Here is a 13,860-nt window from a genome sequence, read left to right as displayed (position 1 = left end):
GTGTCTGGCACCTTATTTGCGCTGGGTATCACGATGCAAACAAGGTGCGTTTATATCCTTTAAAGTTTGTTGATTTCACGGCTAACCGTAAATTCTGTTGATGTGACATAGCGTTCCATCTCTTGTAAACGACCATCAACTCGAGCAAGACGATCTTTTAAGTCTTGCAATGCACGGCGAGGTGGTTCCCCTTTTTGCCATACTTTAAATTTTACTTCAAGCGGGTCTTGGTGAATGCTATCTGCGCTTTTCACTGTTTTTTCAGTTGGTTTTTTATCTAAAATAAACCACGCTGCGATATAAGCAACAACAATAAACGGGCCGCCTGATAATAGTACTGCTGTCACCACTAAAATACGTACCAGCCAAAGCTCCATGTTAAAGTAATCGCTGATACCTGCGCATACACCTGCTATTTTGCCACGCTCAGGGTCTCTAAATAATTCGCGTTTGGTACTCATACTTTACGTCTCCACTGTGGAGCCTCTTGGTCTAATAAGGCTTCTAAGGTTTCAACACGCTCTGCCATTTTGTCTGCTTTTTGTGCAAGCTCTAATAATTGGCGGTGCTCATGTTCACTTAAACCTTGGCTAACTTGCTTTTTACTACGGTAATGTAAAATTAACCAAAGTGGGGCAACAACCACCATAAAAACGATAATGGGTGCCATCAAAACTTCTGCATCAAACATGCTACTCTCCTGTCAATCCGTCATGTGTTTAAGCATTGGGGGACACGCCCCCATTTATTATTTTTTATCTGCTAGTTTTTTCTTAAGCTCAGCTAGCTCATCATCAATCTTTTCGTCTTGCTGAAGACCAGCAATTTCGTCAGCTAATGATTTTTTACCAAGATCATAAGACTCTATTTGTGATTCTAGACCATCGATCTTGTTTTCGTAACGTTCGAAGCGGTTTAAAGCGTCTTCGACTTTTGAGCTGTCGAGTGCTTTTTTAACTTCAAGACGAGACTCAGCAGAGCGTTGGCGTAGGATGATTGCTTTTTGACGCGCTTTTGCATCAGCTAGCTTCTCTTGTAACGTGCTTACTTCTTGCTGTAGTTTCTCGATATGAGACTCTACATGTTCAAGCTCAGTTTCAACTGCTGCAACTGCATCTGCTGACTTTTGCTTTTCAATCAGTGCTGCACGTGCTAAATCATCACGGTCTTTACTGAGTGCTAATTCAGCTTTTTCTTGCCAATCTGCAACTTGAACTTTTAACGTGTCAACGCGACGTACTAGCTCTTTTTTCTCAGCAAGTGTTTTTGCTGATGTAGAGCGAACTTCTACTAATGTATCTTCCATCTCTTGGATGATCAGGCGAACCATTTTTTCTGGGTCTTCTGCTTTATCTAAGATGGCATTGATATTAGAATTAACGATGTCTGCAAAACGTGAAAAAATTCCCATAACATTTACCTCTTTGGTGTTTTAACTTAATCAGTTGGTATATCTAGTATCAATATGCTTGCCAACTTTTATAAACCTAGAATAACCAAATAAATTCAAATAGTTAAACTAAATTTATAAATTTCTTTAGTTCTCAAAGATAATGAAATACACTAGATCTTAGTAAAAATGACTAAGAGTTAGGGAATATGAGCCAATTTCGACAACAGGATAACTTACTCGGCCAATCTGACAGTTTTTTAAGTGTGCTTGATCAAGTTTCACAACTAGCAAGTTTAGAAAAGCCTGTCCTTATTATTGGTGAGCGCGGTACGGGTAAAGAACTTATTGCTGCCCGTTTGCACTTTTTATCTAAGCGTTGGGATCAAAACTATATAAAGCTTAACTGTGCAGCGCTTAACGAAAACCTGCTCGAAAGCGAATTATTTGGTCATGAAAGCGGCGCGTTTACCGGTGCTAGCAAACGTCACGAAGGCCGCTTTGAGCGTGCTAACGGCGGTACGCTATTCCTTGATGAATTAGCCAATACCTCTGCAATGGTGCAAGAAAAACTTCTACGCGTTATTGAATATGGCGAATTTGAACGCGTTGGTGGTAAGCAAACGGTTAAAGTAGATACTCGTTTAGTGTGTGCCACCAATGAAGACTTACCAACCCTTGCTGAACAAGGCGAATTTAGAAGCGACTTACTTGACCGTCTTGCCTTTGATGTTATTACCTTGCCTCCACTTCGTGAACGCCAAGAAGATATCATGCTATTGGCAGAACAATTTGCAATTAATATGGCTCGTGACCTTGAATGGGAGCTATTCAGTGGCTTTACTCGTAGCGCCATCGAAACACTGCAATCTTATGAGTGGCCCGGTAATATCCGTGAGTTGAAGAATGTGGTTGAACGTAGCTTATATCGCCATGGTAATGAACATATTCCCGTTCACCAGATTATTTTAGACCCATTCGCGAGTAAATTTAGACCTAAACAACGGGTTAAAGCTGCAGTTGCAAGTGCTCCAGTTGCTAGTGTCGAACATGCTGCCCCTATTGCTACAGTTCAAAATCAAGAAACGGTGACACTGAATAAACCTGAAATTCAATTTCCTTGTAATTTAAAACAGCTATCAAATGACTTTGAGATAGATGTGATCAAAAAAGCACTCGAACATAGCCAATTTAATCAAAAGAAAACTGCAGAACACTTAGAATTAACGTATCATCAATTACGTGGCTATTTGAAAAAATACAATTTATTAGATCAGCAGCAATAGTTAGAGGCTAATCAGGTGTTTAAACCGTTACTTGCTTTGTCTTTGGTGTGCTTAGTCGGCTGCCTAGACAGCGAAGAAAAAACCACAGAACAAAAAAACCAGGGCTTAGTCTATTGCGCTGAAGCAAACCCTGTGTCGTTTAATCCGCAAGTTACAACGACAGGTTCGACTATCGATATTATCGCTAATCAGTTGTATGACCGCTTGCTGAGTATTGATCCTGTCACCGCTGAGTTTCAGCCTGAGTTGGCAAGTGATTGGAAAATTAGTCCTGATGGTAAAGCCATTACCTTTACACTTCGTAAAGGGGTAAAGTTTCATACTACAAAATACTTCACTCCTACTCGGGAGTTTAATGCTGACGACGTTATTTTTACCTTCAGTCGCCTATTTGACGTATACAACCCTTATCACTTTGTTGGCGATGCCAGTTACCCTTATTTTCAAAGTGTGGGTATTGATCAGCTAATTCGTCGCATAGTCCGTGTTTCTGATTATCAAGTACGGTTTGAGCTCTATAATGCTGAAAGCAGCTTTTTAGCCAATCTTGCAACCGATTTTGCCGTGGTGTTATCTGAAGAATACGCCATGCAGCTTAAAGCACGAAACCAAGAAAACTTATTTGACCAATACCCAGTGGGTACCGGCCCTTATGTATACAAAGAGTATCGTCGCGATCGTCTAATTCGCTATTATCGTCATCCCGATTATTGGAAACACCCAGTAGTACTTGAGCAATTGGTGTATGACATAACACCAAACGGCACAACACGGGTTGCGAAAATGCTCACTAAAGAATGCGATGTAACTGCGCACCCAAGCAGTGCACAGTTGAGTATTTTATCGCAGCGAGACGACATCACTGTTCAAAAAGAGCAAAACTTAAATATTGGTTATTGGGCCTTTAACACTGAGCGACCACCTTTTGATGACGTACGCGTTCGTCAAGCTCTGGCCAGTGCCATCGATATCGACAAAATAATGCAAGCGGTTTATTACGGCAACGGCATTAAGGCGCAGTCATTACTGCCTCCGGCCTCTTGGGCATTTGAAGCGCAAAAAGCCATGCCTGAATTTAACCCTGCACTTGCCAAAACATTACTCGCCGAAGCTGGCTATAAAAATGGCTTTGATATGAATATTTGGGCCATGCCGGTAAGCCGTATTTATAATCCCAACGCTCGTAAAATGGCAGAGCTAATGCAAAGCGATTTACGCAAAATTGGTGTGAACGTTAATATCGTCGAGTACGAGTGGAATACTTTTTTACAACGGGTTGGTGAACACCGCCACGACAGCGTTTTACTGGGCTGGGCTGCCGACACTCCTGACCCTGATAACTTTATGAGTCCATTATTAAGTTGTACTGCTACCTTTAGCGGTAAAAACCCAGCTAACTGGTGTAACCCTGAATTCGATTTATTACTGACCCAAGCGCTTGATACCACTGATTTGGAAAAGCGTAAGCAATTTTATAATCAGGCACAGCGTATTATCGTGCAAGAACTTCCTATTTTACCGATAGCCCATGGTATGCGCTTTCAAGCTGCAAGTAGCGATGTTAAAGGTATCAATTTAAGCCCGTTTGGCGGTATATCACTGGCTAATGCGAGGAAAGAATAATGATACTCGATTATATTCTTCGCCGCCTAGCGCTATTAATGTTTATGATGCTGACTCTGAGCGTCTTTACGTTTTCATTAAGTTTTTTATTTCCCGGTGATGCCCTTACTAACTTAAGTGGTATTACAAACAGTACCTTTTCACAAACTAATGCGCTTGAAGAAAGGTTTCATTTTACTGAAAACTATGTGGTGCAGTATTTTGCATTCTTAGAGCGAATTATTCAGGGCGATTGGGGTGTCTCTTTTGCATCTGGAGAGAGTGTTTTCCAACACATAAAAGACCTATTTCCTGCCACACTTGAATTAAGCCTTTATGCGTTATTTGTATCTGTGGCCGTTGGTGTGCCAAGCGGTATTATAGCATCAGCCTACTACAAGCGTTGGCCTGATAAACTGATTAACTCTGGCACGCTTATTGGCTATTCGATGCCAGTGTTTTGGCTCGCGCTGCTATTAATCATGGTTTTTTCACTGCAACTAGGCTGGTTTCCTATGTCTGGTCGCATGGGCTTACTTTACGAAATAGAGCCGGTTACTGGCTTTATTCTTATTGATATTATTGCGACTGACTTTCCCTATCACGGCATGGCATTTTTAGATGCGCTACATCATCTAACACTGCCAACAATTGTCCTTGCAATGTACCCAACCACCGTACTGGTGCGCTTTACCCGTGACTCTATGCTTAAAGTTTTAGATCAAAGCTACATTAAAACAGCCCGTGCAAAAGGCTTAAACCGTGCACAATTAATCCTCCACCATGCGCTTCGTAATGCTCTTTTACCGGTTATCAAACAAATCGGTTTACAGTTTAGTACTTTGATCACCCTTGCAATGATCACCGAAGTTATTTTCTCATGGCCGGGCATTGGTCGTTGGTTAATAGACAGCATTTATCAACGTGATTACCCCGCAATTCAAGGTGGGTTGTTGGCTGTGTCTATGTTTGTAATTTTAGCAACTATCGTTGCCGAGTTAACCTATACCCTTTTCGACCCACTCTCGCGGAATCAAGCTCATGGCAAAGTTTAATTTATTCTCTGAAGAGTCGAATAAATCGCCACTAGCGCGATTTTGGCGGAAATTCAAAAATAATCACCCAGCCCTTGTTGGCTTATGGCTGTTTATTGCTTTTGCACTACTGGCGATTTCAGCACCATTACTTGCGCCATATGGTGTAAATCAACAACATAGCGACGCCCTATTGCTGCCTCCCTCATGGCATGACGCCGGCGATGTGCGCTTTTTATTAGGTACCGATGATTTAGGCCGGGATGTACTCTCACGACTAATGAATGGCGCAACCTACACTTTTGGTTTGTCGGTTGTTGCGGCCTTAATTACTACTGTGATTGGCGTGTTAGTGGGCACCTTTGCGGGTATCAGCCGTGGTATTCGCTCAAGCTTTTTGAACCACTTACTCGATATTACCTTATCAATTCCATCGCTGTTACTAGCCATCATTATTATTGCAATTTTAGGCCCTGGCCTGATGAATACCGTTTGGGCGATTATTTTAGCCTTATTGCCACAGTTTATTCATTCGGTACGTAATTTGATTGTTGAAGAACTCAACAAAGACTACATTACAGCGTTTAAACTTGATGGCGCTTCAAACTGGCATATTCTTGCTCGTGGGATCTTTCCGAACATTTACGAACACATTGTGGTTATTTTTACCATGGCGCTCTCTACAGCCATCTTGGATATCTCGGCACTTGGCTTTTTAAAACTGGGGGCACAGCCACCCACTACTGAGTGGGGAGCAATTTTGGCAGAAAACCTTGGTTTAATTTACCTTGCCCCTTGGACTGTAGGCTTACCGGGCGTATTATTATTTTTAGCGGTACTGTCTACCAATTTAGTGGGTGATGGGTTACGCCAAGTGCTTAAAGAACGTAAGGCCGACTAACTATGCAATTACTCGACATTCGCAATCTAACGATAGAGTTACGCACCTCAGATACCGTTATTCGTGCGGTTGATAGGGTCAGTTTGACCTTAAAAGAAGGTGAAGTACACGCATTAGTTGGTGAATCAGGTTCAGGTAAAAGTCTCATCGCTAAAGCTATCGTCGGCGTACTAAATAAACGTTGGCATATTACGGCTGATCGCATGCACTGGCGTGGTGTTGACTTAATGCGTTTATCAAACGAACAGCGCCGTAAACTAGTTGGTCAAGACATTGCAATGATTTACCAAGATCCAAGCCGCTGCCTTGACCCAACTGCTAAAATATTTGACCAAATTGCCGAAACTTTACCTACACAAGCGACCAGTGGCTTTTTCTTAAAACGTAATAAACAGCGTAAAGACAGAGTAAAAGCGTTAATCCACAAGGTAGGTATTAAAGATCATAAAAAGGTACTCGACAGCTACCCTCATGAGCTCTCTGAAGGTATTTGTCAAAAAGTGATGATTGCCATGGCCATTGCGCGTACCCCAAAACTATTGATTGCCGATGAGCCAACTACCGCCCTTGAGAGCACCACGCGTGCGCAAGTATTTAGACTATTAAAAAGCTTGAATCAGCTAAAGAATATGTCGATTTTGATGATCTCACACGAACTTGAAGAGATTATTGAGTGGTCTCACGGTATGCATGTTTTGTACTGCGGACAAATGGTTGAAGCAGGCCCGACGAACCGTATTTTTAGCCAGCCACATCACCCCTATACACAAGCGCTATTAAAAAGCTTACCTGACTACGAACAAGGCCTTGCTCATAAAGAACCTTTTTATGCGCTTAAAGGCACAATACCTACATTGCAGCATTTACCAATAGGCTGCCGATTAGGGCCGCGCTGTCCGCAAGCGCAAAAAGAGTGTGTGGTTACACCAAAATTAACTAAACACCATAGTCACAGTTATGCCTGTCATTTTCCGTTAATTAAGGCGATGAAATAATGCAACCGCTGCTAAAAGTTCAAGCGTTATCGAAAAGTTTTAACTTGCGAGCAGGTTTGTTTGCTCGAAAACGCTTTTCTGTTTTAAAAGATATTTCGTTTTGCTTAAGCCAAGGTGAGACCATTGCTATTATCGGTGAAACCGGCTCAGGCAAAAGTACTCTTGCAAAGTTATTAGCGGGCGCTGACAGTGCCGATAAAGGACAGATATTGCTCGATGGTAATATTATAGAAAATGATGGTATACGTGATAACGACTGCCGCCACATTCGCTTGATTTTCCAAGATTCTGAGGCGTCATTAAATCCGGGTTTAACTATCGGCGACATGCTGAACGATTGTTTACAGTACAACACTGATTTAAACAAAGATGAGCGAGAAGAAAAAATAAAACAAACCCTCGCAAAAGTGGGCTTGCTGTTAGATCATCAACATTATTACCCACACATGTTTAGTAGTGGCCAATTGCAACGTATAGCACTTGCACGGGCTTTAATTTTAGATCCCAAGGTTGTAGTGCTTGATGAAGCGTTATCGTCTCTAGACCCTTCTGTGCGCGCACAAACGGTAAACTTATTACTACGCCTACAAAAAGATACTGGACTTAGCTATGTGCTTATTACCCATCATCTAAGTCTGGTGCGCCACATCAGCGACCAGCTCGTAGTACTTGATCACGGCGAGATTGTTGAATACGGCCAAACCGAAGCAATTTTCCAAGACCCACAATCTAAAGTAACACAGAAATTGTTGAACTGCTGACATTGAAGTGTCAGCCGTCAACTTTAAATTTAATTCGGCGTTAAACGCCCCCCTTCGCGAGTATGTTGATATCTCTATTAACTTTACTCTTTCCCCTTACTGCTTTACATCAATTCTATCACCATGGCTTGGTGGTGTAGATGTAACAATAAAATGCAGTGGTTCAGTACCTTGATTACTTAGCTGATGAGCTCGGCCAGCACTTACATGCAAACCTTGTTGCGCAGTGAGTTTGTGTAATTGGCCATCAAGTTCAATGGTGGCACAACCACTAAGTACGAAGAAAAATTGTTCTGCATGCTCATGGTAGTGTTTTACTTCAGCCTCACCTGCTGGGACATGCTCTTGAATAACACTCAGCGCATTAGATTTTACCAAATGCCAACCGTCGCAATTGTTACCCCACTTGTAGTGCTCTGCTGTTTGTTTATCTATAGTGCTCAAAACTTTTTATACATCCCTTGGCTTTGTGGTGCGACAAACTTGTAGCCAAGCTTTTCGTAAAAACCTGGTTTGTCAGCGACCATAGTGACATAGCTGCCTTCAAAAGCGGCAGCTTCAATGTAACGGTCTACATGTTCCATAATTTGACGCCCTAGCCCTTTACCTTGATATTCAGGTGATACAGCAATATCAACTACCTCAAAATTACAACCACCATCACCAATAACACGGCCCATGCCAATCAACTCATCGTCTTTGCGAACACAAATAACATAAAGAGAGTTTGGCAGCCCTGCTTTCGCCGCAGCTAATGAACGAGCTGATAAGCCGGCCTTAAGGCGCATTGCACAGTATTCTTCCGCACTTGGTAACTGCTCTATTAGGCGATACTCCATAAATGCTCCTTTGATACCTATTCACGAGTTAGAATTACCTGAAAAGTTAACAAAAAAGGCGCCATAAGGCGCCTTTTATTTAAGTCATTTTGCTACTTATTCAGCAGCTTGTACAACTTTTGGTACTTTTACATCTGCTTGCGCTTTAAGTGCAGCAATGAATACCATGTAGTTTTTATTCACTTGAGCCATAGTGATGTTTTGTTTTTGTTGTTCGTTAATATCGGTGCTTTGTGCTTCATTCACTGCTTTTAAAGCAACGATAGCAGAGTCACCATTATTCAGATCAACAACATCTACCACTGGCGTATCCTGAGGATGCGGCATTTTAAATACTTGCTGTACAATTGCCGGAGACACAGTATACGCTTGACGAGCAAGTGCAGACTCTTGACGCACTTCAATACCTTCGGCAGTAGCAACATCATTTAAGCTCTTACCTGCTTCGATATCTGCAAATAAAGTACGTGCTTTTTCTTTAGCAAGTTCAGAGGCTTTCTGTGCAACCAGTGTTGCTTTAATTTGCTCTGATACATCTTCAAGTGGCTTAGTCGTTGCTGGTTTATGGTCGTTTACACGAACAACAACAGCGTGCTCATCACCCACTTCAATAACCTCTGAGTTCATACGATCTTCTAACACTTCAGGAGAGAAAATTGCAGTAACAACTTGCGGGTTATTTAAAGGCTCTGGTAATGAGTTACGTGTCACAAGTTCTGTTTTCTGTACTTCAACACCGGCTGCGTCTGCAGCGTCTGTTAATGTATCAGAAATTTCAAAAGCAATTTCTCCCATTTGAGTTTGCTTTTCATAAAACGCATTCACTTTCTTAGTACGTTCAAGTTCAGCACGAAGCTCATCTTTTACGTCAGCATACGGTTTAACTTGCTGATTTTGAATATCAGTGAGCTTGATGATGTGATAGCCGAATTCTGATTCAACAACGTCAGAAATGTCACCTTTGTTCTCAAGTGCATACGTTGCATCTTCAAAAGCTGGGTCCATCATGTCACGTTCGATCCAATCAAGATCACCGCCCATTTCAGCACTCACAACGTCATCCGAAGATGATTCAGCTAGCTCAGCAAAATCAGCACCGTTTTGCAGTTGTGCTAATAGCTCTTCAGCTTTCGCTTTTGCTGCATCATCGTCTTCACTGTTATCAATTAAGATGTGTGATACACGACGCTTTTCAGGCTCAATATATTGTGCGCTGTTTTGATCGTAGTATGCTTTGATATCTTCTTCTGAAACACTTGAATCCAACGTTAAGTTTGCAGCATTTAAATCAATATAGCTGACAGATACTTGTTCAGGCGCTAAAAATTGCGGTTGATTTAATTCATAGTAATCTGCAATTTCTTGCTCTGTTACTTCAATACCCGCTTGTAATGATTCTTTTGACACAACTAAATAGTCAATACTACGAGTTTGCTGTTGAAGCGCTACAGTATTATTTAATTCGTTTTCAAGAATAAAGTCAGTACCAGCAACTGCACCAACAAGTTGGCTGCGAGTCATGTCTTTACGTAAGTACTCTCGGAAAGCGTCTGGCTGGAAGTTCATCTGACGAATAACTTGTAAGTAACGATCGTTGCTAAATTGGCCGCCAACTTGGAAGTAAGGCATTTCTAAAATAGCTTTACGAACACTCTCATCACTTACACGAAGGCCTAACTCTGCCGCTAGTTGAGTTTGCAATTCTTGTTGTACTAAGCGGTCAATCACGCCTTGGCGAATTTGTGCCATGTAATTTGGATCAGCTGCGATTTGTGCAAAGTATTCACCAAACTGTTGCTCTAAACGATTGCGTTCATTTTGGTAAGCACGGCTGAACTCGGTTTGGCTAATTTTAACTCCATTTACTTCTGCAACGGGTTGCTCTGTGGTTTGTCCTAAATAACCACCAATCCCAGCTAAAGCAAAAGATAAAATCACCGCGCCTAAAATAATTTTGGCTGCAGGTCCCTGCGAACCTTCTCTGATTTTCTCAAGCATTTATCTATCTCTATTCTGATCAGGTACAAAATATACCAATTAGCATAATCAAGGATGATTGCTGATTGATATCAACCCTGCTCATGTAAAAAAAGCGTATCTTACCAGATACGCTTTTTCACTTGAAGTAACTGGTGATAAGTTACCTAAATTCTATTTAAGTGTCCTTAGGTATCCTCACCAACTAATCTTATTGATTAGTTTACTGCGTCTTTCAGCGCTTTACCTGCTTTGAAAGAAGGGATATTTGCCGCAGCAATCTGGATAGTCTCACCAGTTTGCGGGTTACGACCTGAACGTGCTGCACGCTCACGTACTGAGAAAGTACCAAAGCCAACAAGCGCCACTGAGTCGCCATCTTTAAGAGCGCCTGAAACAGCCTCGATGAATGAATCTAGTGCACGACCTGCAGCCGCTTTAGAAATGTCAGCGTCAGCTGCGATTTGATCGATTAATTGAGATTTATTCACAATATCATCCTCTTTCATTGTTATTATCAAGAGCGATTATTTTTTAAAAAATAACATCACTGTTTTGAAAATTTATAAGCAAATTAAATTTATGCTCAGTTTATTATATTTTTCTCAACCCTAGGCCACATAAGGCCTAGGCTTGAAAACTAGTGCTTAACTTATCATACCCTTAGTATTTGAAAAGCCCCTAAATGCACTTTTTTGCGGTTTTTTACTGGTTTTTTTCAGTTTCGACAGAAAAACTCTCAACTGGGTGCTTTAAAGCCAGCTTTAAAACGTCATCAATCCATGTAACTGGGTGAATTTCAAGGCCCTCTAATACATTGTTTGGGATCTCTTTTAAGTCACGTTCGTTAATTTTTGGAATAATAACGGTTTTAATACCACCACGATGAGCCGCTAGTAACTTTTCTTTTAAGCCACCAATCGGTAACACTTCACCACGTAAAGTGATTTCACCTGTCATAGCAACATCAGAACGTACCGGGTTACCTGTTAAGCTCGAGACTAAACCAGTTACCATTGCAATACCCGCACTTGGGCCATCTTTTGGTGTTGCTCCCTCTGGTACGTGAACATGGATATCACGTTTTTCATGGAAGTCGCTATTAATACGTAATTTTTCAGCACGATTACGAACAACCGTCATGGCCGCTTGAATCGACTCTTGCATTACATCACCAAGTGAACCGGTGAAAGTAAGTTTACCTTTACCTGGAACAGCAGCTGATTCGATAGTCAGTAAATCACCACCTACTTCAGTCCACGCTAATCCGGTTACTTGACCAATGCGGTCACCATCTTCAGCTTTACCATAGTCAAAGCGTTGTACACCTAAAAACTCTTCTAGATTATCTTCATCGATAGTCACTTTTTTAGTGTCTTTATCTAACAAGATATTCTTAACAGCTTTACGGCAAAGTTTAGATACTTCACGCTCTAGGTTACGCACACCGGCTTCGCGAGTGTAGTAGCGAATAATGCCAATAATTGCACTATCAGCTATTTCAACTTCACCCTCTTTTAGACCATTACGCTTCACTTGCTTTGGAATTAAATGCTGCTTAGCAATATTCAGCTTCTCGTCTTCGGTGTAACCCGATAGACGAATAACCTCCATACGGTCTAGTAACGGGCCTGGAATGTTGAAGCTATTTGATGTTGCAACGAACATTACGTCTGATAAATCGTAATCAACTTCTAGGTAATGATCAGCAAAATGACTATTTTGCTCAGGATCAAGCACCTCAAGTAATGCTGATGCTGGGTCACCACGCATATCAGAAGACATCTTATCGATTTCATCTAATAAGAATAATGGGTTTTTCACGCCGACTTTGGTCATATTCTGGATTAACTTACCAGGCATAGAACCAATGTAAGTACGACGATGACCACGAATTTCAGCTTCATCACGAACGCCACCAAGGGCCATACGAACATATTTACGACCAGTAGAACGTGCAATTGACTGACCTAATGAGGTTTTACCCACACCAGGAGGGCCGACTAAACATAAAATTGGGCCTTTGAGTTTATTAGTACGTTGTTGTACCGCAAGATACTCAATAATGCGTTCTTTTACTTTATCTAGACCATGATGATCGCTGTCTAAAATCTTTTGTGCGCCAGCTAAGTCTTTTTTCACCTTAGAGCGTTTTTTCCAAGGCACATTGATAAGCGTATCAATGTACGAGCGCACTACGGTTGCTTCAGCCGACATAGGCGACATCATTTTTAATTTAGATAACTCTGCGTTCGCTTTTTCTTGCGCTTCTTTAGGCATACCTGACTCTTCGATGCGTTTTTTAATTGCTTCGAATTCATCGGGTACATCATCAAGTTCGCCAAGCTCTTTTTGAATCGCTTTCATTTGCTCGTTGAGGTAATACTCTCGCTGCGATTTTTCCATCTGCTTTTTAACGCGAGTACGGATTTTCTTCTCAACTTGCAGTAAGTCAATTTCACCTTCCATCAGCGCCATTAGGTATTCAAGACGCTCAGTGACATCAGCTATCTCAAGTACTTTTTGCTTTTCAGGCACTTTCAGTGGCATATGAGCTGCCATAGTATCTGCAAGACGTGCGGCTTCATCAATACCTGATACAGAAGTGAGTACTTCTGGTGGAATCTTCTTATTAAGCTTTACATAGCCTTCAAATTGGCTAATTGCGCTGCGTATGAAGACATCCTGCTCTTGTTCATCAATATGGTTTGACTCAATAAACTGCGCTTCAGCTACAAAGAAATCATCATTGTCTAGAAATGTTTCTACTTTCGCGCGTTGAGTGCCTTCAACCAACACTTTAACGGTGCCATCAGGTAGTTTTAATAACTGAAGTACTGTGGCAATGGTGCCAACACGGTAGATATCGTCTTGCTGCGGATCATCAACAGAGGCGTCTTTTTGCGCCACTAGGAAAATTTGTTTGTCCTTGTCCATCGCCGCTTCTAGGCATTTTATTGATTTTTCACGACCAACAAATAGCGGGATCACCATGTGCGGGTATACCACAACATCGCGCAGTGCCAACACGGGGATTTCGACTCGATCGGTTCTCTCAAGCGTCATTATATTCTC

14 protein-coding genes are annotated in these 13,860 nt (G+C 41.6%); 6 read left to right on the top strand and 8 right to left on the bottom strand.

Annotation, left to right across the window (positions count from 1 at the left end):
- Nucleotides 1–59: 59 nt before the first annotated feature.
- The 3 genes from pspC to pspA are packed head-to-tail and all read right to left on the bottom strand — an operon-like array spanning nucleotide 60 to nucleotide 1,411.
- Nucleotides 60–461 (bottom strand): envelope stress response membrane protein PspC, encoded by a 402-nt coding sequence (pspC, locus tag E5N72_RS08090; protein ID WP_135923996.1) that lies wholly within the window; start codon nucleotides 459–461, stop codon nucleotides 60–62.
- Nucleotides 458–691: an envelope stress response membrane protein PspB gene (gene pspB / locus E5N72_RS08085; RefSeq protein ID WP_036969793.1), complete on the bottom strand. Its 234-nt coding sequence runs from the start codon at nucleotides 689–691 to the stop codon at nucleotides 458–460. Before pspB ends, pspC begins: the two co-directional genes overlap by 4 nt.
- 57 nt (nucleotides 692–748) lie before the next feature.
- Nucleotides 749–1,411 carry a phage shock protein PspA gene (gene pspA / locus E5N72_RS08080; protein ID WP_135923995.1) on the bottom strand — a complete coding sequence of 221 codons (663 nt, stop codon included), beginning with the start codon at nucleotides 1,409–1,411 and terminating at the stop codon, nucleotides 749–751.
- Nucleotides 1,412–1,599: 188 nt separating this feature from the next.
- Between pspA and pspF the strand changes: the two genes are divergently transcribed.
- The 6 genes from pspF to E5N72_RS08050 are packed head-to-tail and all read left to right on the top strand — an operon-like array spanning nucleotide 1,600 to nucleotide 7,969.
- Complete coding sequence (pspF, locus tag E5N72_RS08075; protein WP_135923994.1) at nucleotides 1,600–2,676, top strand: phage shock protein operon transcriptional activator; 1,077 nt, start codon at nucleotides 1,600–1,602, stop codon at nucleotides 2,674–2,676.
- Between the two features lie 45 nt (nucleotides 2,677–2,721).
- Nucleotides 2,722–4,299 (top strand): ABC transporter substrate-binding protein, encoded by a 1,578-nt coding sequence (locus tag E5N72_RS08070; protein ID WP_235382079.1) that lies wholly within the window; start codon nucleotides 2,722–2,724, stop codon nucleotides 4,297–4,299.
- Entirely contained in the window at nucleotides 4,299–5,333 is a 1,035-nt protein-coding gene (locus E5N72_RS08065) for an ABC transporter permease (protein WP_135923992.1), read from the top strand. The genes E5N72_RS08070 and E5N72_RS08065 overlap by 1 nt, the downstream gene beginning before the upstream one ends.
- The gene (locus E5N72_RS08060) at nucleotides 5,320–6,213 is read left to right on the top strand and encodes an ABC transporter permease subunit (protein WP_135923991.1); all 894 of its coding nucleotides are present in this window, start codon (nucleotides 5,320–5,322) and stop codon (nucleotides 6,211–6,213) included. The genes E5N72_RS08065 and E5N72_RS08060 overlap by 14 nt, the downstream gene beginning before the upstream one ends.
- Nucleotides 6,214–6,215: 2 nt before the next feature.
- A complete protein-coding gene (locus E5N72_RS08055) occupies nucleotides 6,216–7,208 on the top strand; it encodes an oligopeptide/dipeptide ABC transporter ATP-binding protein (protein ID WP_135923990.1) in 993 nt (330 codons plus the stop codon).
- Nucleotides 7,208–7,969 (top strand): ATP-binding cassette domain-containing protein, encoded by a 762-nt coding sequence (locus E5N72_RS08050; RefSeq protein WP_135923989.1) that lies wholly within the window; start codon nucleotides 7,208–7,210, stop codon nucleotides 7,967–7,969. Before E5N72_RS08055 ends, E5N72_RS08050 begins: the two co-directional genes overlap by 1 nt.
- 96 nt (nucleotides 7,970–8,065) lie before the next feature.
- Here E5N72_RS08050 and E5N72_RS08045 read toward each other — a convergent pair whose 3' ends face one another.
- The 5 genes from E5N72_RS08045 to lon all read right to left on the bottom strand — a co-directional run bounded on the left by E5N72_RS08045 (nucleotide 8,066) and on the right by lon (nucleotide 13,851).
- Entirely contained in the window at nucleotides 8,066–8,413 is a 348-nt protein-coding gene (locus tag E5N72_RS08045) for a cupin domain-containing protein (RefSeq protein WP_135923988.1), read from the bottom strand.
- The gene (locus E5N72_RS08040; RefSeq protein WP_135923987.1) at nucleotides 8,410–8,808 is read right to left on the bottom strand and encodes a GNAT family N-acetyltransferase; all 399 of its coding nucleotides are present in this window, start codon (nucleotides 8,806–8,808) and stop codon (nucleotides 8,410–8,412) included. The genes E5N72_RS08045 and E5N72_RS08040 overlap by 4 nt, the downstream gene beginning before the upstream one ends.
- 96 nt (nucleotides 8,809–8,904) lie before the next feature.
- Nucleotides 8,905–10,806: a peptidylprolyl isomerase gene (gene ppiD / locus E5N72_RS08035; RefSeq protein ID WP_135923986.1), complete on the bottom strand. Its 1,902-nt coding sequence runs from the start codon at nucleotides 10,804–10,806 to the stop codon at nucleotides 8,905–8,907.
- 197 nt (nucleotides 10,807–11,003) lie between these two features.
- A complete protein-coding gene (locus tag E5N72_RS08030) occupies nucleotides 11,004–11,294 on the bottom strand; it encodes an HU family DNA-binding protein (protein ID WP_175580427.1) in 291 nt (96 codons plus the stop codon).
- A 196-nt stretch (nucleotides 11,295–11,490) separates the two neighbouring features.
- Nucleotides 11,491–13,851, bottom strand: coding sequence for an endopeptidase La (lon, locus tag E5N72_RS08025; protein ID WP_135923985.1), 2,361 nt, complete (start codon nucleotides 13,849–13,851; stop codon nucleotides 11,491–11,493).
- Nucleotides 13,852–13,860: the final 9 nt, after the last annotated feature.

The organism is Pseudoalteromonas sp. MEBiC 03607 (assembly GCF_004792295.1).
In the GTDB taxonomy this organism is placed as follows: Bacteria; Pseudomonadota; Gammaproteobacteria; order Enterobacterales; family Alteromonadaceae; genus Pseudoalteromonas; species Pseudoalteromonas lipolytica_C.
The sequence above is the reverse complement of the archived record's forward strand: the minus strand, read 5'-3'. Positions and strand labels throughout refer to the sequence as shown.